This window comes from Pseudomonas nitroreducens, from assembly GCF_024170165.1.
In the GTDB taxonomy this organism is placed as follows: domain Bacteria; phylum Pseudomonadota; class Gammaproteobacteria; order Pseudomonadales; family Pseudomonadaceae; genus Pseudomonas; species Pseudomonas nitroreducens_C.
Genome location: NZ_JALJXP010000015.1, coordinates 21,377 through 42,086 on the forward strand (window position 1 = coordinate 21,377; position 20,710 = coordinate 42,086).

Genomic DNA, 20,710 nt, shown 5'->3' on the forward strand with positions numbered 1-20,710 from the left:
TCAGGACACGACGACGTGGACGGTGTTCTCCTCCACCAGCAGCGTGGTGTTGCCGAAGGTGTAGACGTCATAGCTGATGCCGCTATGGACCTGGTTGACCCCGGTGTCGACCGCCCCTCTCACGGTCAGGGTGTCGTTGCTGTCGCCGGTCACCTGCAGGACGTTGTTGGCATCGGTCACCGCATCCACCTGGGCGGCGGTGAGGGTCAGGCTGCCGCCGGTGTCGCCCTTGCCCATGTCGACGCGCTCGATGTTGGTCCAGGTGCCGGTGCCGAGCGCGCCGTAGTTCAGGCTGATGCCGTGGTCGAGCATGATCGTGTCGAAACCGGTGCCCCCGTCGATGCTCTTGAAGTTGGTCGCCTGCAGCTGGATGGTGTCGTTGCCGTCGCCGGCCTGGACTATGTCGTTGGTACCGACATGCAGGAACAGGTCCGCCCCGGCGTTGCCGTAGAAGTGCTCGGCGCCGCTCTGGCCGACGAACACGTCGGCGCCCGCCGTGCCGGTGACGCTGACCTCGCCGATCGCCAGGCTCAGACCGGAGCCGGTAAGCGACAGGCCATAGGTCGAGCTCTGGTGCCCGGCAGCGTCATAGGCAACCAGTTGCAGACTCAGCTGGCTGCCGAGGTTGAGCAGCCCCGTGACCGACAGCCCAAGCTGGGCGAGCAGGTCCGGCGCCAGCAGGTTGATGGTGAAGTGCCCGGTGGAGTCGACTATCGGATGCAGAGTCACATTGACCAGCGGCGTGATTACCTGCACCGCCAGGCTGCCGCCCGCGATCGCCGTGCCGCTGACTCCCAGTACGGGAGGCAGCAGGCCCACGGCCAGGCCGAGCCCGCCGATGGTCACGGTGTTCTGCGCGAGCACGTTCTCCAGGTTCAGCCCCAGCGCTGCTCCGCTGACGTTGCCGGCGGCATCGCGGGACGCCACCGAGATGCTGGCGTCGAGCAGTTGATCCCAGGTCAGGGCCATGCCGCTCAGCCCGGTGAGCAGGTCCAGCGAGCCCAGGCCAGTGCTGCCGGCAGACAGTTCGGTATGCGAGCTCAGCCCGGCGACATTGACGTCCACGGTCAGCGTGCTGTTCGCCTCGCCGCTGATACCCAGCAGGTTGCCGGCCAGCGACAGTACCGGCGCGGTCGGCGCGATGGTGTCGAGGGTGAAGCTGGCCGGGGTCGCCGTCAGCCCGCCGTTGACGTCGGCGGTGACGGTTGCCGCGCCCTGCGGGATCGCCGCCACGCCGGCCGCCGGGAGCATGGTCACCAGCACAACGCCAGCGGTGATTTCCGCCGCCGTGAGCACATGGGCCTGGCTGAAGGTATAGCCGCCGGGGCCGTTGTAGCGCAGGGTCAGGGTCTGCCCGGCGCGGGCGCCGGCAGTCAGGCCGACGCGCACCTGGATACCGTCGGCCAGCTCGGCCTTGTTGATGTAGCCGTCGGCGGCTTCGGCGATGGTCAGCAGCGGGCGCGTGAGGTCCGGCGCCTGGATCTGGATGGCAGCCCCGGCGTTGCCGGCGGCATCCACCGCGTTGACCGTCAGCAATTGCCCCGCCGTCAGCGCCGGGCTGAGGTTGACGGTGAAGTTGCCGCTGCCGTTGGCCTGCACGGTAATCGGATTGGCCGCGTCGCCGTTGATGATCACCTTCACCGTGCTGTTGGCCTCGGCGATGCCGGAGAGCACCGTGCCGTTGGCGGTCACGCTCAGGCCGCTGGGTGCGACCGGCGCCACGCTATCGACACCGATGGTCGTCGCTACGCTGGTGTTGCCGGCGGCGTCCTTGGCCGTGACGCTGACCTGGGTGTTGTTCGCCAGCGGGCTGCCGGGGGTGAAGCTCCAGTTGCCGGTGGCATCGGCGGTGACCTGGGCGATGATCGCGCCGCCGACCTTGAGGATCACCGTCGAACCGATCTCCGCCGTGCCGCTGAGCACGCTGCCGTTGCTGGGCGCAACCACCGGCGCGGTCGGCGCCACGGCATCCACCGTGACGCTGGCGGCGATGCTGGTGTTGCCCACGGCATCCTTGGCCACCACGCTGACCTGCACGCCATTGGCCAGCGCCACGCCGGGGGCGAAGCTCCACTGGCCCTGGGCATTGGCGGTGACCTGGCCGATGATGTTGCCGGCCACGCTGAGTACCACCGTGGCACCCGCCTCGGCAGTACCGGCCAGCAGCGCGCCGTTGCTCGGATTGACCACCGGCAACGCGGGTGGCTGGGCATCCACCGTGGTGGTGGCGGCAATCAGGCTGACGTTGCCGGCGGCATCCTTGGCCACCGCGCTGACTACCACGCCATTGCCCACCGGTGTGCTCGGGTTGAAGGTCCAGATACCGCTGGCATTGGCCGTGACCTGACCGAGCAGCGCGCCATTGGCGCCGCTGATGATCACTGTCGAATTGGCTTCGGCGGTGCCGGTGAAGGTGATGCCGTTGCTGGCGGCGATGGTCGGCGTATTGGGCGCGACGCTGTCCACCGTGACGACCGCCGCGATGCTGGTGTTGCCCGTCGCATCCTTGGCCACCACGCTGACCTGCACGCCGTTGGCCAGGGGCACACCGGGGCTGTAGGTCCAGTGCCCGGTGCCGTCGGCAACGACCTGGGCGATGGACACGCCACCCACACTGAGCACCACCGTGCTGCCGGCCTCCGCCGTGCCGAGGATCTGGCTGCCATTGCTCGGCGAGACCACCGGCACGTTCGGGGCCACCGCGTCCACCACCAGCGTCGCGACGCCACTGAGGTTGTTGCTGGCATCGCGGGCGACAGCGTTGATCACGGTGCCATCGGCCAGCGGCGTGCCGGGAGTGAAGCTCCAGTTGCCATTGACATCGGCGTTGACCTGGCCAATGGGCAGGCCGCCAGTCGTAGTCAGGATGATCGTTGCGTTGGCTTCGGCGGTGCCGCTGATGACCGTGCCGTTGCTCGGTGCGATGACCGGCACCGCCGGCAGGCTGGCATCGATGACGACGCTGGTCGTCAGGCTGACGTTGCCGACCGCGTCGCGAGCGCTGATCACCACTTCCAGGCCGTCGCCCAGCGGTGAGTCCGGCACAAAGTGCCAGTTGCCGTTGGCATCGGCCTGGACCGAACCGATCAGGTTGCCCAGGCCGTCGCGCAGGAAGACCGTCGCGTTGGCTTCGGCAGTACCCGCCAGCACCGCGCCATCGCTGGGCGTTACGGTGGGCGCCAGCGGCGCCAGGGCATCGATGGTGACGCTGACGCTCGCGCTCAGGTTGCCCGTGGCGTCCACCGTCACGGCGTCCACGACTGTGCCGTTGGCCAGCGCCGAGGGCACCGGGAACGACCAGGTGCCATCGCCCTGCACCGCCACCCGCGCCAGCTCCACGCCATCGACGCTGAGCACCACGGTGACGCCCAGTTCGGCAGTGCCGCTGAGCAGCGTGCCGTTGCTGGGGTCGATCACCGGTGGCTGCGGCGGCTGGCTATCGACCACGGTGGACGCGGAGCCGCTGGTGTTGCCGGCGGCATCCTGGGCCACGGCGGTGACCGTGGTGCCGTTGGCCAGCGTCGGGCTCGGGGTGAACTCCCAGTCGCCGCTGCCGTTGGCGACGGTGGTGCCGATGAGGTTGCCGTTGCCGTCGGTGAGGACAACGGTGGCATTGGCCTCGGCCGTGCCGGCCAGTTCGGTGCCGTTGCTGGGTTCGATGGTCGGTGGCGGCGGTGCGACGTTGTCGACCGTGGTGCTGACCGAGCCGCTGGTGTTGCCCACGGCATCGCGGCTGGCCGCCTGGATCACCACGCCATTGCCCAGCGGCGTGGACGGGTCGAAGGACCAGTTGCCGGCGCCGTCGGCGACGGTGGTGCCGATGGGGTTGCCGCCACCATCGGTGAGCACCACGGTGACGCCGGCCGTGGCAGTGCCGGTGATGTGCACACCATTGCTCGGATCGATGGTCGGGCTGGCCGGCGCCACGGCGTCCACCGTGGTGCTGGCAGAACCACTGGTGTTGCCGGCGGCGTCCTGCGCCACGACGTTGACCACGGTGCCATCGGGCAGCGCTACGCCGGGCGCGAAGGACCACTCCCCGGAGCCATTGGCCGTCACCTGGGCGATGGGGTTGCCGTTGCCATCGGTGAGGATGACCGTGGCGTCGGCCTCGGCAGTACCCGTGAGCAGCGTGCCGTTGCTGGCATTGATGGTCGGGGTGGGCGGCGCCACGCTATCCACTGTGGTGGTGGCTGCGACGCTGGTGTTGCCGGTGGCATCCCTGGCCACGGCGTTGACCACCGTGCCGTTGGCCAGCGCGGTGCCGGGAGTGAAGGTCCAGTTGCCGCTGCCGTTGGTAGTGGTCTGGCCGATCAGATTGCCGTTGCCGTCGGTGAGCAGCACGGTGGCGTTGTTCTCCGCCGTACCGTGCAGTTCGGCGCCGTTGCTCACCGCGATGGTCGGTGCGACGGGTGCCACCGAGTCCACCGTGGTGCTGACGCTGTTGCTGGTGTTGCCGGCGGCGTCCTTGGCCTGGGCGCTGACCACGGTGCCGTTGGCCAGAGCCGGGCTGACCGCCAGGCTCCAGGCGCCGTTGGCGTCGGCGCGCACCTGCCCGATGGGATTGCCGCTGCCGTCGCTCAGCAGCACCAGCGCATTGGCTTCGGCGGTGCCGGTGAGCAGTGTGCCGTTGCTGAGGTTGATGGTCGGGTCGGCCGGCGCCGTGGTGTCCACCACGGTGTTGACCGACGAGCTCTGGTTGCCGGCCGCATCCACCGAGACAGCGTTGACCGTGGTGCCGTTGGGCAGAGCTGACGCTGGCGTGTAGGTCCACTTGCCGTTGCCATCGACGCTGACCTGGGCGATGGGATTGCCGTTGCCGTCGGTGAGCACGATGCTCGATCCGGCCTCGCCGGTGCCGCTGAGCACGCTGCCGTTGCTGGGCAGGATGGTCGGTGTGGTCGGCGCAGTGGTGTCGACCACGGTGTTGGCCAGGGTACTGGTATTGCCGGCCGCGTCCTGGGCCACGGCATTCACCGTAGTGCCACCCACCAGCGGCGGGTTGGGCGTGAAGCTCCACTGCCCGGTAGTGGCATCGGCGACCACCTGGCCGAGGGGGCTGCCGTTGCCATCGGTGAGGAGGACCGTGGCGCCTGGCTCGGCGCTGCCGGTCACCACGTTGCCATTGCTGGCGTTGAGGGTCGGGGCGATGGGCGCCACCGAATCCACCGTGGTGCTGGCGCGCGCACTGACGTTGCCGGCGGCATCCTGCGCGACGACGTTGACCACCGTGCCGTTGGCCAGCGGCGCGACGGGGGAGAAGCTCCAGTGCCCGCTGCCATCGGCGACGGTCTGCCCCACGGGGTCGCCGTTGCCATCGGCGAGGATCACCGTGCTGCCGGCCTCGGCGGTGCCGCTCAGCTCGGTGCCGTTGCTCGGGACTATGGTCGGCGCGTCGGGCGCCACGGCGTCGATGGTGATGGCACTGACGCCGCTGGTGCGGCCCTCGACTACCGCCACGGCCACCACTTCGGTGCCATTGGCCAGGGGCAAGCCGGGTACATAGCTCCATTGGCCGCTGATGGGGTCCGCAATGACGCGGGTGATCTCGTTGCCGCTGCCATCGCTCAGCACGACTTCCGCGCCGGGCACGGCGGTGCCGGAGATCACACTGCCGTTGCTGGCATTGATGATCGGCGCATCCGGCAAGGTGTTGTCGACCACCACGCTCTGCGACGGGCCCTGGTTGCCGGCGGCATCCTGGGCCAGGGCGTTCACCGTGGTGCCGTCGGGCAAGGGGCTGGTTGGCGTCAGGCTCCAGTGGCCGTTGGCATCGGCGACAGCCGTTCCCAGCGGATTGCCGCTGCCGTCGCTGAGCAGCACGGTGCTGCCGGCCTCGGCGGTTCCTGACAGCAGGGCGCCGTTGGTGGCGTTGATGACGGGCTGCCCCGGCGGCACAGCGTCGATGGTAACTGCGGTCGGCTGGCTGATGTTGCCCGCTGCATCGCGCGCGGCGACCTGCAGGACATCCCCGTTGCCGACGGCGCTCGTCGGAGTGATGCTCCACTGCCCCGTCACCGGGTCGGCGGTCGCGCTGCCCAGCTCGACGCCGCCACGGCTGATGGTCACGCTGCTGCCGGGCTCGGCGGTGCCCGTGAGCACACTGCCGTTGCTCGCCGCGACCACAGGCGCCGCCGGCGGCGTGGCATCGATGATGATGCTCGCCACCGAGCTGGCGTTACCGGCGGCGTCCTGGGCGATCACGTCGATCTTCGTGCCATCGGCCAGCGGCGGATTCGGGGTGAAGGTCCAGTTGCCGTCCGGATCGGTCGTGGCCTGGCCGATCAGGACATTGTTGGCGTAGACGAGGGTGATGGTGCTGGCGATCTCGGAAGTGCCGGTGATCAGCGTGCCGTTGCTCGGGTCGATGCTCGGGGCCGCTGGCGCGGAAGAGTCCACCACCACGCTGTCGCTGCCGCTGGTGTTGCCGGCGGCGTCCTGTGCCACCGCGCTGACGGTCACGCCATTGCCTACCGGCGTGGTGGCGGTGAAGGTCCAGTGGCCTTCGCCATCGGCCAGTGCACGACCAATCTCGCCGTTCGGCCCGCTGAGTATCACCGTGCTGCCCGCCTCGGCGGTGCCGGTGAAGGTGGTGCCGTTGCTCGGGTTGATGTCCGGGGCACCGGGAGCGACGCCGTCCACGCTACCGCTGACAATCGGCGTGGTGTTGCCGGCCGCGTCGGTGCCCTGCACCGAGATGGCCGTGCCATCGGCGATCGGGCTCCCCGGCGTGTAGCTCCAGCGCCCGTCCGGGCCGACCTGCACGCGGGCCACTTCACTGCCGGCGACGCTGACGATGACCGTGCTGCCGATCTCGCCGGTGCCGCCCAGTGCCAGGCCGTTGCTCGGGTCGAGGGTTGGAGTGCCGGGGGCGCTGGAATCCACCGTCACCTGCACCGGCCCGCTCTCGTTACCGGCAGCATCGCGGGCGACGATGGTCACCACGGTGCCGTCGGCCAGGGGCTGGTCCGGGGTGAAGGTCCAGTTGCCACCCGCGCCCACCGTGACCTGCCCCAGCGCATTGCCGGCGCCATCAGTGAACACCAGCGTGCTGCCGTCTTCCCCCGTGCCGCTGAGCACGGTGCCGTTGCTCGGCGCAGCGGCGGGAGTCGTCGGCGCACTGGTGTCGATGATCACCGTGGTGCCGTTGCTGGCATTGCCGGCGGGGTCGGTGGCGACCACGGTCACGCTGCTGCCATCGGGCAACGGCGACGCCGGGGTGATGCTCCAGTTGCCCTGGCCATCGGCGGTGGTCTGGCCCACCGGGTTGTTGTTGCTGTCGGTTACCGTGACGGTGCTGCCCGGTTCGGCAGTGCCGCTGACCTGCGTGCCGTTGCCGGGGTTTACCACCGGGTCGGCCGGTGGCGTGCTGTCGATGGTCACCGTGGTGGTGCCGCTGCGGTTGCCGGAGGAGTCCACCGCGACGACGCTCAGGGTCGCGCCATCGGGCAACGGCGTGCTCGGGGTGTAACTCCAGGTGCCGCCGGGGCCGACCGGCACCTCGGCGATGACCTGGCCGTTGGCAGAGATCACCACCACCTGCGCGTTGGGCTCGGCGGTACCGCTCAGCTCGGCGCCGGTGCTGGGGGTGACCACCGGCGCGGCTGGCGGCTGTGCGTCCACGGTCACGCCAACGGTGCCGCTTTCGTTGCCCGCCGCGTCGCGGGCCATCACCGTCACCTGGGTGCCGTCGGCCAGCGCCGGCTGCGGAGCGAAGCTCCAGACACCGCCGCCATCGGCGACGGCCTCGCCGATCACGTTGCCGCCGGCGTCGCGGATGATCACCGTGGCGTTCGCCTCGGCGGTGCCGGTCAGCAACTGGCCATTGCTCGGATCCACCTGCGGCGCAGGCGGTGCGACGGAATCCACCGTAGTGTTTGCCGGCTGGCTGACATTGCCGGCCGCGTCGGTCGCAGTGACATTGACCAGCGTGCCATTAGGCAAGGCCGTACCGGGCGTGAAAGTCCACTGGCCGTTGCCGTCTGCCGTGACCACGGCGATGGGGTTGCCGTTACCGTCGCTCAGCGTGACCGTAGAGCCCGGCTCCGCCGTGCCCGTCAGGGTAGTACCCGTGCTGCCGTTGATGGTGGGCGCAGCCGGCGCCACGGAATCCACCGTGCCGACGATGGGCACGCTTTCATGGCCGCTGACCGGGTCGACGGCGACCACCTGGTAGTCGGTACCGTTGGCCAGCGGCGAAGCCGGCGTGACGCTCCAGTTGCCGTCGCCATCGGCGGTGGTGCGGCCGATCTCGTTGCCATTGGCATCGCGCACTATCACCTGCTGGCCGGCCTCGGCGGTGCCGCTGATGACACTGCCGTTGCTCGCATCCGGTGTCGGCGGCGTGGTCAGGTTACTGTCCACCGTCGTGGTGGTTTCCGCACCGACGTTACCCGCCGCATCGCGCACCGCCAGGCGCAGCACGAAGCCGGTGGGCAATGCCTGACTGAAGCGGAACAACCAGAAGCCATTGAGGCCCACCGCCGCCTCACCCAGGGGCTGGCCGGAGGCGTCCATGATCACCACGGTGCTGCCCGGCTCGGCGGTCCCGCTGATCTGCGTGCCGTTGCTCGGCCCGGCCGAGGGCGCATTGGGCGGCAGGTTGTCGACGGTGATCTGCCCGACCTGGCTGACGTTGCCCGCCGCGTCCGTCGCGGTGGCGTTCACCTGCGTACCGTTGCCCAGCGGTGTGCCCGGGGTGAACGACCAGTCCCCGGTGACCGGGTCGGCCACCACCTGGGCGATGGGATTGCCGTTGCCATCGGTGAGCGTCACCGTGCTTCCCGGCTCGGCGCTGCCATGCAGTACGTCGCCATTGCTCGCGTCGATCTGCGGTGCATCGGGCGCCTGGCGATCGACGATCAGCGGAGTCGGCTGGCCAACGTTACCGGCAGCGTCGCGGGCAACCACGGAAATCTGCGTGCCGTTGGGCAAGGCCGACGGCGGCGTGAAGCTCCACTGCCCGGTGCCGGCGTCGGCCGTAACCTGGCCGATGGGATTGCCATTGGCATCGAGGATGATCACGGTGGCGCCCTGCTCTGCGCTGCCACTGAAGCTCAGACCATTGCTGGCATTGACCTGCGGCGGTGGCGGCGCGACAGCGTCCACCACGACACTGGTGGGCGGGCTGGGGTTACCGGCGGCGTCGATGGCCCGGACCACCACCACCGCTCCGTCGGGCAGCGAGGCTCCGGGAGTGAAAGACCACGCGCCACTGACGCCGTCGGCGCGGACCTGGCCAATGGGGTTGCCCAGGTTGTCGGTGAGGGTCACCAGGCTGCCGGGCTCGGCGATACCACTGAGAACGATGCCGTTGCTGACGTCCACCTGGGGCGCATCGGGCGCCACCCCATCGACGACCAGGTTGACCACCTGGCTCTGCTGACCGCTCTGCGGGTCCACCGCGACAACCTGCAACTGGGTGCCATCGGGGAACTGCACGCCGGGGGTGAAGCTCCAGTGCCCGTCGCCATCGGCAGTGATGGCGGCGATCAGATTGCCGTTGGCGTCGCGAATCTCCACCCGGTCCCCGGCATCCGCCGACCCGCTGATGCTCAGGCCGTTGCTCGGGTCGACGGTGGGCACCGAGGGAATGCTCGAATCCACCGTGACGCTGGCGGCTGGCCCGGTGTTGCCGGCGGCATCCGTAGCGGTGACCGACACCGACGTGCCATTGCCCAGCGGCGGGTTGAAGGTGAATTGCCAGTTGCCGCTGCCATCGGCCTGGGCCTGAGCAATAACCTGACCATTCGCGTCGAGCAGCAGGACCGTGCTGCCGGCTTCCGCAACGCCGCTGAACAGCCCGCCATTGCTCGCATTGACGGTGGGCACGGCCGGCGGCTGGGTGTCCAGGGTGATCTGCGCCGGGCCGCTGAGATTGCCCGCAGCGTCCTTCGCGACGACGGTGACCTGGGTGCCGTTGGGCAGCGGCGACCCGGTCGGGAAGCTCCAGTGGCCGTTGCCATCGGCGACGACGGTCGCCAGCGGAGTACCGTTGCCAGTGGTCAACACGACGGTTGCGCCCGCCTCCGCCGTGCCTTCCAGCCCGCCGGCATTGCCCGAGGTGATGCTGGGCGTGCCGGGCGCGATGCCATCCACCGTCACACTGACGGAACTGCTTTCCCCCTGCGGCCCGCGTGCCACAGCGTTGACCACGGTGCCGTCGGCCAGCGGGGTGAGCGGAGTGAAGCTCCAGTGCCCGTCGCCACCCACCACGGCAACCCCGATCAGCGTGCCCTGGGCATTGCTCAGGTACACCGTGGTGCCCAGGCTGCCGGTGCCTTGCAGAATGTGGCCGTTGCTCGGATCGATGACCGGCGCCGGGACGCTGCCGCCGCCCGGCGCAGTGATGCTGACAACCGGGCTGGCGTTGCCGGCGGCGTCGCGGACGATGATCGAGACGATCTGCCCCACTGGCAGTGGCGAATCCAGGTTGAGACTGAAGCGGCCATCGGGCCCGACCTGCACGATCAGGTCGGGGACACCGTCATTGTTCAGGTCGATGGACAACGAACTGCCTGGCTCGGCGATACCGCTCAGGCCGCTGCGATCTGCACTGATCGACAGGTCATGGGCCGGTTCCGGTGGCGTGGTGTCCGGCCCGTTCACCAGGGTTGGCGGGCTGGTATTGCCGGCGGGGTCGGTCACCGTCACCGATACACCCTGGCCGTTGTTCACCGGAGCCGGCAGGGTGATCTCGAAATGCCCGTCGGAGCCGGCAACCCCGGTGGCGTCGGGGATACCGTCGCCGTTGGTGTCGACCTTCACGGTGGAGCCCGGCTCGGCGCTGCCGCTGACCTTGCTGCCGTCGTCCGACACCGTCACGCCCGTCGCGGCGCCCGGCGCCGTGGTATCCGGCGCAGTGACGGTAGTGCCACTACTCGCGCCGCCGCCATTGGGCCCGCGCACCACCACGGTGACATTCTCGCCATTGCTCAACGGCGGGCTGACCGGCACCTGGAAGTTGCCGTTGCCGTCCACCGGTGCGGTGTAGTCGGGCTGGCCGTCACCGTTGACGTCCACCTCGACGGTCGAACCCGCTGTGGCACGGCCGGAGATCATGCTGCCGTCAGGGCTGACCGTGACATCGGTCGCCGGTGCGGGAGGTGCAGGCGGGTTGCTGCCGCCACCACCACCACCACCACCACCACCACCACTGCTGGCGATGGCGGCACCGCCGGCTATCACCGCGGCACCGGCGAGGATGGTGCCGGCGGTTCCCAGCCCGGCGACACCGCCTGCTGCGGCAGCACCCGCTTCGGCACCTGTCAGCGATTCGAAGCCGGCATCGATGGGCTCGGCCGCGTAGGTGGGCATCAGGGTGCCGTCTGCAGCGACCTGATCCAGCTCGGTCACTACCAGGTCGCCCTTCTCGTCCACCAGATAGAGCTGGCTGGGCGGCTGGCCTTCGGCGAAGAAGTTGGCGATGCGGATGGTCTCGCCGTCCTTGAGCTGCACCACGAGGTCGGCGCCGACCTGCTGGTAGCTGGCGACTGCGTCGGCAGTGACGTCCAGGGCCACGTTGCTGGCCTGCTGGAGAACGATGCTCCCTTCGACCGTCTGCTGCGTGGCGGTGGCCACCTGCACCTGAGACGCCACGACCTTCGCCTGGATCGCCATGCTGATTCCCTCTGCCCGGAATAATGTTTTTGTTTATGGGCAGAAAGAGATAGCAGCTTCTGTGCAGGGCGCCGAAAGTGCGGAGGAAGGCTCTTGGACGAAGGGTTTAATCGAAAGGTAGTAGCCTATGCACCGGGCCGGAAGTTCAGAATTTACTGATCAACGGCAGATAGCGGCAGTAACCACTGCCGCTGCGCTTTTTGACAACTATTTGACATTTACTGCAAGCACCGCCCTTTCAGCCTCAGCGCCAGAATCGGATTCCGCGACAACTTGATCCGCGCTGCCGACTGGCCTCCTGCCAATATTCAGTCGCTTGTTTCACTATCGCCAATAACTTACACGGTCGTAATCCCTGGATTACAGAATCACCGTTCGTCGGATAGCTTGATCAGGCAGATTCCTGTCCGCACGGACAGGCCAAACCCAGGCTGCGACGCGACCAAGAGGCCCGATGCAGAGCGAAGCGGCAGAATAGACGCGCGGACATGCAAAATCGTATGTAAAAAGCCTGTCCCCCGGCGGATATCCTCCGCCAGGCAGCACGGATGCAATGCACCGGAGCAACTTCAGGCAACCCCTGATGAACTTCGGGCATTCGACTGCACAGACATGGCTTGATAGGCAGGAGCGGAGAAATTAATCAGCGGGATAATCCGCTTCGAAGGATATGAACGCGGAATAACCCGGTCGGTTCGCACGGAAACTCTGCATGACAGCCGCCCGACTAAAGTACGGCAAAGCGGAAGGATGAATATATTGCCGGGAATATCCGGAGACCGAACGGATAATCCGGTCTCCGGAGTTCACTTAATCAGCGTGGCTACTTAAAGCGCCATATCGCTGGAAGCCTTTTCCGCCGCCGGGGCGGCGTCGGTCGGCTGGGCGGCCGGGGCCTGGTCGATCGCTGGCGGCGGGTCCAGTTGCAGGACCTTGGCGGTGTAGCTCCACTCTTCGAAGGTCTTCTCCGGGCTGTCATTGAGCCTGGTGCCATAGCTCGGGACGATCTGGTGGACCTTGGCCTGCCATTCGGGGGTGGCGAGTTTGTCCTTGAACACCTTCTCCAGCACGCTGAGCATGATCGGCGCGGCGGTGGAAGCGCCCGGCGAGGCACCCAGCAGGCCGGCGATGCTGCCGTCGGCGGAAGAGACGATCTCGGTGCCGAGCTTCAGTACGCCACCCTTGTCGGCGTCACGCTTGATGATCTGCACACGCTGGCCGGCCTGCCACAGGCGCCAGTCCTCGGCCTTGGCTTCCGGGAAGTACTCGCGCAGGGCCGCCAGGCGATCGTCGTCGGAGAGCATCAGCTGGCCGGCGAGGTACTCCACCAGCGGGTACTCGTCGATGCCCACGCGGGTCATCGGCCAGACGTTGTGGACGTTGGTGCTGCCCAGCAGGTCGAGGTACGAGCCTTCCTTGAGGAACTTGGTGGAGAAGGTAGCGAATGGCCCGAAGAGGATCACGCGCTTGCCATCGAGCACGCGGGTGTCCAGGTGCGGCACGGACATCGGCGGAGCGCCGACCGACGCCTTGCCATAGGCCTTGGCCAGGTGCTGCTGAGCGATGGTCGGGTTCTCGGTGACCAGGAACGAACCACCCACCGGGAAGCCGGCGTAGTCCCTGGCTTCCTCGATGCCGGACTTCTGCAGCAGGCGCAGGGCGCCGCCGCCGGCGCCGATGAAGACGAACTTCGCATCGGTCTGGGTGACGCTGCCGTCCTTGAGGTTCTTGTAGCCGACGCGCCAGGTGCCATCACTGTTGCGGGTGATGTCCTCGACTTCGCTGGAGAGCTTCAGGCTGAAATTGGGCCTGGTCTGCAGGTAGCCGGCGAACTGGCGGGTGATCTCGCCGAAGTTGACGTCGGTGCCGATCGGCGTCCAGGTGGCAGCGATCTTCTGCGCGGGGTCGCGGCCCTGCATCATCAGCGGCACCCACTTGGCGATCTGCGCCGGGTCCTCGGAGTACTGCATGCCGCGGAACAGCGGGCTGGCCTGCAGCGCCTCGTAGCGCTTCTTGAGGAAGGCGATGTTGTCGTCGCCCCAGACGAAGCTCATGTGCGGGGTGGTGTTGATGAACGAACGCGGGTTCTTCAGCACGCCGTTCTGCACCTGCCAGGCCCAGAACTGACGGGAGATCTGGAACGACTCGTTGATCTCCACGGCCTTGGCGATGGTGACGTTGCCGTCCTTGTCTTCGGGGGTGTAGTTCAGCTCGGCCAGGGCGGAGTGGCCGGTGCCGGCGTTGTTCCAGCCGTTGGAGCTTTCCTGCGCGACGCCGTCCAGGCGCTCGACCATCTCCATGCTCCAGCCCGGTTCCAGCTCGTTGAGCCAGACGCCCAGGGTGGTGCTCATGATGCCGCCGCCGATCAGCAGCACATCGACCTTCTTGGTTTCCGCGAACGCGGGCGCGCAATTCACTGCCAGAGCGAGGCCCAGCAGCGCCCCGCTAACTTGCTTGATCATCGAAAGGTTTTCTCGTCGTTAGGGCTTGGCCTTTCCCACCGGCGTCATACAGCGTGAAGGCCAAGCCCCACGCGCAGGATGCGTGCGATGGGCAAGGCGACAGATGACGAGGATGAGTCGGGACTCAGTTCCCTCCTCCGCCGGCTCTGGGGCCTGCTTGATGGAATGAGGGACGTCCTGCGCAGAGAGACACGCAAAGCCTTCGGCTTTGGCTCTTGTTGTGGGAGGGATGCATGGTCTGCTGAAACGTTTGCGCATTCTATAGAAAGCGAACTGCATCACCAACCGTTTCGGTCAACCATCGGGCGTCCGACTGAGCTGTAAGCCTCTTCGTATTGTTACAAGCCATTGTAGGAGCGGGCCATGCCCGCGATTCCGCCGGCAAGGCCGGCATCTGCCTCACGCCAGCCTGACCGGCATGGCGCGGGATCGGTGGCGGGCATGGCCCGCTCCTACACAGCCACGCACCACAACGTTACCGAAGCGCACCGCAAGCGTGCACGAATTGTCCTGTGCGTTACCGTTCCGCCCCGTTTCTGCCCGCGCATTCCTACGTCGTTTTCCTACATCCGCCGCTCTACCCCGCCCCATTCCCATCACATCGCCAGCATTGGCACGGCAACTGCTTGATTGCATGCATGGATAATTGGATCCAAAAATCCACGAGGAACCACCCCATGCGCCTGGTACCCGCTGCCCGCCCGCCGATGAGCGCCGAAGACGAGGCCTACGACTATCTCCTCCAGGCCATCTGCACCGGCCGCTACAAGACCGGCGACCGCCTGGTGGCCGAAGACATCGCCAGCGACATCGGCATGAGCCGGATGCCCGTGCGCGGTGCCTTCAAGCGCCTGGACGCCGAGGGCCTGGTGACCCTACGGCCCAATCGCGGGGCCATCGTCAGCGGCCTGAACATCGAGGAGATGCGCGAAGTCTTCGAGATGCGCAGCGCCCTGGAGGGCCTGGCCATCCGCATTGCCGTACCGCAACTGACCGACCGCGACCTGTCCCGCCTCGAACGCATGCTCGACGAGATGGACGACTACCGCGACGACAGCGCCGAGTGGGTCAGCCGCCACCGTGCCTTCCACGAATACCTCTGCAGCCTCGCCGGACGTCCGCGCCTGCTGCGCCAGATCACCGCGCTGTATTCGGTGATCGAGCCGCACATGCGCCTGTGGCTGCAGCACGTCGACAAGCCCATGAGCGCCCGCGAGGAACACACCGTGATCCTCGACGCCCTGCGCTCGGGCGATGCCCGCGAAGCCGAGCGGGTGATCTGCGACCACATCGAGGGAACCATTCCCTCCCTGGCCAAGTTTCTGGAGGCGCAAGCCACCTGAAAGCGCGTGCCACCCACGCGCCATCCACCCCAACGCAATCCACCCAAGAAGCGCAATCCACGAAGCAGCGAATCGAAGCAACGGGCGCCTAGACCCGTACTTCTGTGTCCCTGAACTGCCCCTGGCAACCCCACCCCGGAGCTCAACATGTTCGAACGCAGGATCCCGCAGTGCCTTCTCGCCCTTTGCCTGGCCGCCCCGCTGGCGCACGCCGATGTGAAGATTCCCGACCGCTTGCAGAACGCCAGCAAGGTGACCTTCTGCGGCGGCATGGACTCCCCGCCCATGGGCTTCTATGACGCCAACCAGAAGCTCACCGGGGTCACCATCGACCTCGGCGAGGCCATCGCCAAGCGCCTGGGCGACAAGAAGATCGACTGGCGCATCACGCCCTTCTCCGGGCTGATCCCGGCGCTGCTGGCCGGCCAGTGCGACATGCTGGTGGACCAGCTGTTCGACAAGCCCGAGCGGCGCGAAGTGATCGACATGGTCAACTACATGTACTCCAGCCAGGCCGTGGTGGTCGCCAAGGGCAACCCCGAGGGCATCCGCACCCTGGACGATCTCTCCGGCAAGAAGGTCGCGGTGCTCAACGGCTCGACCATCCGCACCCTGCTCGACGCCCACAACGAGAAGCTGGCCAAGGCCGGCAAGCCGCCGATGAAGGTGGTGGTCTACAACACCGACACCGACGCCTTCCAGTCGCTGCGCATCCGCCAGACCGACGCCTACGGCACCACCGTGGAAACCGCCGGCTACTACCAGAGCATGGCGCCGGACCTGTTCGAAATCGGCGTGCCGGCTTTCGCGCGCATCCTCACCGGCCTGGGCATCCGCAAGGACGACAAGCAGCTGAGCGAGGCCGTCACGCAGATCATCAAGGACATGCAGGCCGACGGCAGCTACGCCGCGCTGCTGGCCAAGTGGCACATCGAAGGCGACAAACTGGACTGAGGTAACGAGCCATGAACTTCAGTTGGGACGTTTTCTGGCAGTACCTGCTGCGGCCGAGCGACATCTACCTCTACGGCCTCTGGCTGACCTGCGTGATCGCCGTCAGCGCCATGCTGCTGGGTTGCGTGCTCGGGCTGCTGGCGGCGCTGATGCGCCTGTCGAGCAACCCGCTGCTGCAATACCCGGTGCGCTTCTACGTGTGGCTGATGCGCGGCACGCCGCTGCTGGTGCAGATCGTCTTTCTCTACACCGCACTGGCCGCCGGCGGGATCTTCCGTTTCGAGGACCTCGACCTGGGGCTGTTCATCCTGCCCGGCAACATCCAGGCGGCGATCATCGCCCTGGGCCTCAACGAAGGCGCCTACATGGCCGAGATCATCCGCGCCGGCATCGGCGCGGTGGACAAGGGCCAGTACGAGGCCGGCAAATCCCTGGGGATGACCTTCCCCAAGCTGATGCGCCGCATCGTCCTGCCGCAGGCCTTCCGGGTGATCGTTCCGCCGCTGGGCAACGAGTTCAACGTGATGCTGAAGAACACCACGCTGGTCAGCGTGATCGGCGTGCAGGAACTGCTGCTGAGCACCCAGATGGTCACCTCGGCGACCTTCCGCGTGTTCGAGCTGTACCTCGTCGTGGCGATCTACTTCCTCGCCCTGACCACCCTGTGGGGCTTCTTCCAGCGCTGGCTGGAAGTGCGCTTCGGCAAATCCGACGGCCAGCCCGCCGCACCGAACCGCATGTTCGGCCGGCAGGCGATGAAACTGCTGAGAGGGCGTTGAGATGATCCCGGACATGAAAGACCTGGTGATCCAGGCCCGCGACGTGCACAAGGCCTTCGGCGAACTGGAAATCCTCAAGGGTGTGTCCCTGGAGGTACGCCGAGGCGAAGTGGTGGTGCTGATCGGCGCCTCCGGCTCGGGCAAGACCACCTTCATCCGCTGCATGAACCACCTGGAAGACATCCAGGGCGGCAGCATCCGCGTCAACGGCGAACTGATGGGCTACCGCGAGCGCCCCGACGGCAAGCTGGTGCGCGACTCGGAGAGCAACATCGCCCGCCGTCGCCGCGACATCGGCATGGTGTTCCAGCGCTTCAACCTGTTCCCGCACATGACCGTGCTGGAGAACATCATCGAAGCGCCGACCCAGGTGCTCGGCGTGCCCAGGGCCGAGGCGCTGGACCAGGCCCGCCGGCTGCTCGCCCGCGTGCGCCTGACGGACAAGGCCGAGCACTACCCCGGCCAGCTCTCCGGCGGCCAGCAGCAGCGTGTGGCCATCGCCCGCGCCCTGGCGATGAAGCCCCAGGCGATGCTCTTCGACGAACCCACCAGCGCCCTCGACCCGGAAACCGTCGGCGAGGTACTGCAGGTCATGAAGGAGCTGGCCGACGAAGGCATGACCATGGTGGTCGTCACCCACGAGATGGGCTTCGCCCGCGAAGTGGCCGACCGCGTGGTGGTGCTGCACCAGGGCGAGCTCATCGAGGAAGGCCCGCCCGCGCAGGTCTTCGGCAATCCGCACCACCCGCGTACGCGGGAATTCTTAAGCCGCGTTCTCTAACGATAAGGACAAGTCATGCGTAAACGCGTTCTGTTCGCCAGCACCCTGACCCTCCTCGCCTGCGCCACCGCCGCGCAGGCCGACGACAAGCTGGTGCGCTTCTACAACTGGTCCGACTACATGGGCCCGGACACCCTGAAGAACTTCGAGAAGGACACCGGCATCAAGGTCCAGTACGACGTCTTCGACACCAACGAAATGCTCGAGGCCAAGCTGCTCTCCGGCCACTCGGGCTACGACCTGGTGGTGCCGTCCAGCCAGTTCCTCACCAAGCAGATCAACGCCGGCGTCTACCAGAAACTCGACCGCGCACAGCTGAGCAACTGGAAACACCTCGATCCGCGCCTGATGAAGCGCCTGGAAGCCGCCGACCCGGGTAACCAGTACGCTGTGCCCTACATGTGGGGCACCGTGGGCATCGGCTACAACGCCGACAAGGTCAAGGCCGCCCTGGGCGACAGCGCCCCGGTGGATTCCTGGGACCTGATCTTCAAGCCGGAGAACCTCGCCAAGCTGCACGGCTGCGGCGTCGCCTTCCTCGACGCGCCGGTGAAGATCATTCCGCAGGCACTGCACTACCTCGGCCTGAACCCGAACAGCACCAACCCGGACGACTACACCAAGGCCTCCGCCCTGCTGCAGAAGCTCGCCCCGTCGATCACCTACTTCAACTCCTCCAAGTACACCACCGACCTGGCCAACGGCGACATCTGCGTGGCGGTGGGCTACTCGGGCGACGTGATGCAGGCGCAGACCCGCGCCCAGGAAGCCGGCAAGAAGATCGACGTGCGCTACGTGATCCCCAAGGAAGGCGCCAACCTCTGGTTCGACATGCTCGCCATCCCGCGCGACTCGAAGAATCCCAAGGGCGCCCACGCACTGGTGAACTACCTGCTGCGCCCGGAAGTGATCGCCCCGGTCAGCGACTACGTCGGCTACGCCAACCCCAACCCGGACGCCACCGCCCTGCTCGACCCCAAGGTGCGTGACAACCCCGGCATTTACCCCAGCGACGCGGTGATCGAGAAGCTCTACGTCTCCGCCGACCTGCCGCCGAAGATCCAGCGCGTGATCACCCGCGAATGGACCCGAATCAAGACTGGCCAATGACCTTCGAAGAGCCCTGCCATGCTTAAGTTTTCCGCTCACGAGTACCCCTACGCCTCCCAGCGCCAGAGCGTGTTCGCCCGCAACGGCATGGTCGCCGCCTCGCAGCCCCTGGCTGCCGAGGCCGGCATCGCCATGCTGCGTGCCGGTGGCAACGCCATCGACGCCGCCATCGCCACCGCCGCCGCGCTGACCGTGGTCGAACCCACCGGCTGCGCCATCGGTGGCGACGCCTTCGCTCTGGTCTGGATCAAGGACCAGCTGCACGGCCTGGACGCCAGCGGCCACGCACCCGCCTCCATTTCCATCGACAAGGTGAAGGCTGCCGGCCATGACAAGATGCCGGTGCACGGCTGGCTGCCGGTCACCGTGCCGGGCATTCCGTCGGCCTGGGCGGAACTGTCCGCGCGCTTCGGCAAGCTGCCGTTCGCCGACCTGCTGCAGCCCGCCATCGCGTTGGCCCGCGACGGCTTCCCGGTATCCCCGGTGGTCGCCCACCAGTGGGAAACCGCCCGCCGCGAATACCAGCAAAGCCGCGCAGCCGTGCCGGCGTTGGAAACCTGGTTCGACACCTTCACCGTCAACGGCGAAGCACCGCGCGCCGGCCAGCTGTTCCGCAACCCGGCCCAGGCGAAAACCCTCGCCGAGCTGGCCGAGACGAAGTGCGAAAGCTTCTACCGTGGCGCCATCGCCGAGCGCCTGGCCGCGCACTCCGCGGCCACCGGCGGTGAACTGAGCGCGGCCGATCTGGCCGGCTACCAGCCCAAGTGGGTCGAGCCGATCAAGACCAACTACCGCGGCTACGACGTCTGGGAAATCCCGCCGGCCGGCCAGGGCCTGATCGCCCTGATGACCCTGAACATCCTCCAGGGCTACGACTTCGACCAGCGCGACAGTCAGCTCACCTGGCACCGCCAGCTCGAAGCGATGAAGAAGGCCTACGCCGACGGCCTGCACTACATCACCGACGCCGAGCACATGCGCGTCAGCACCGCCGCGCTGCTCTCCGACGACTACGCCGCGCGCCGCCGCGCCGAGATCGGCGAACAGGCCGCCGAGCCCAGGCATGGCGACCCGCACTCCAGCGGAACCGTCTACATCGCCACCGCCGACGGCGAAGGCAACATGGTCTCGTTCATCCAGAGCGCCTACCACGGCTTCGGCTCCGGCGTGGTACTGCCCGACAGCGGCATCGGCCTGCAGAACCGTGGTTCGGAGTTCAGTCTCGATGCGGCGCACTCCAACGCCCTGGCGCCGGGCAAGAAGACCTTCCACACCATCATCCCCGGCTTCCTCAGCAAGGATGGCGTGGCGGTCGGGCCGTTCGGCGTCATGGGCGGCTACATGCAGCCCCAGGGCCACGTGCAGATGGTGATGAACCTGGTGGACTTCGGCCTCAACCCCCAGGCCGCGCTGGACGCCCCGCGCTGGCAATGGCTGGGCGGCATGAAGGTCGGCATCGAGCAGCACGCCAACCGCGACCTGGCCTTCGGCCTGGCGCGACGCGGCCACGAAGTCGAAATCGCCTGCGACCTGACCGACTACGGACGCGGGCAGATCATCGTCCGCGACCCGCAGACCGGCGTGCTCTGCGGCGGCACCGAGCCGCGTGCGGACTCGCATATCGCGGTCTGCTGACGGCGCACTTCTCCTCGCCGGCGCTCG

8 protein-coding genes are annotated in these 20,710 nt (G+C 67.4%); 6 read left to right on the plus strand and 2 right to left on the minus strand.

All coding sequences use genetic code 11. The annotated features are described in order from the left end of the window. Together J2T47_RS24790 and mqo are read right to left on the minus strand one after the other, a co-directional pair. Entirely contained in the window at window positions 1-11,619 is an 11,619-nt protein-coding gene (locus tag J2T47_RS24790) for an Ig-like domain-containing protein (RefSeq protein WP_253452767.1), read from the minus strand. Window positions 11,620-12,446: 827 nt separating this feature from the next. Continuing rightward, window positions 12,447-14,081 (minus strand): malate dehydrogenase (quinone), encoded by a 1,635-nt coding sequence (mqo, locus tag J2T47_RS24795; RefSeq protein WP_253452769.1) that lies wholly within the window; start codon window positions 14,079-14,081, stop codon window positions 12,447-12,449. A 677-nt stretch (window positions 14,082-14,758) separates the two neighbouring features. Between mqo and J2T47_RS24800 the strand changes: the two genes are divergently transcribed. From J2T47_RS24800 to J2T47_RS24825, 6 genes are all read left to right on the plus strand, one after another. After that, window positions 14,759-15,424 (plus strand): GntR family transcriptional regulator, encoded by a 666-nt coding sequence (locus tag J2T47_RS24800; RefSeq protein ID WP_253452771.1) that lies wholly within the window; start codon window positions 14,759-14,761, stop codon window positions 15,422-15,424. Window positions 15,425-15,571: 147 nt separating this feature from the next. Beyond that, the gene (locus tag J2T47_RS24805; RefSeq protein WP_253452773.1) at window positions 15,572-16,378 is read left to right on the plus strand and encodes an ABC transporter substrate-binding protein; all 807 of its coding nucleotides are present in this window, start codon (window positions 15,572-15,574) and stop codon (window positions 16,376-16,378) included. A gap of 11 nt (window positions 16,379-16,389) precedes the next feature. Beyond that, window positions 16,390-17,157 carry an amino acid ABC transporter permease gene (locus J2T47_RS24810; RefSeq protein WP_253452775.1) on the plus strand — a complete coding sequence of 256 codons (768 nt, stop codon included), beginning with the start codon at window positions 16,390-16,392 and terminating at the stop codon, window positions 17,155-17,157. Window position 17,158: 1 nt separating this feature from the next. After that, a complete protein-coding gene (locus J2T47_RS24815) occupies window positions 17,159-17,938 on the plus strand; it encodes an amino acid ABC transporter ATP-binding protein (protein ID WP_301295685.1) in 780 nt (259 codons plus the stop codon). A 15-nt stretch (window positions 17,939-17,953) separates the two neighbouring features. Further along, window positions 17,954-19,048: a polyamine ABC transporter substrate-binding protein gene (locus J2T47_RS24820; RefSeq protein WP_253452779.1), complete on the plus strand. Its 1,095-nt coding sequence runs from the start codon at window positions 17,954-17,956 to the stop codon at window positions 19,046-19,048. A gap of 18 nt (window positions 19,049-19,066) precedes the next feature. Beyond that, window positions 19,067-20,683, plus strand: a complete 1,617-nt coding sequence (locus J2T47_RS24825; protein ID WP_253452781.1) for a gamma-glutamyltransferase family protein — start codon at window positions 19,067-19,069, stop codon at window positions 20,681-20,683. Window positions 20,684-20,710 lie beyond the last annotated feature (27 nt).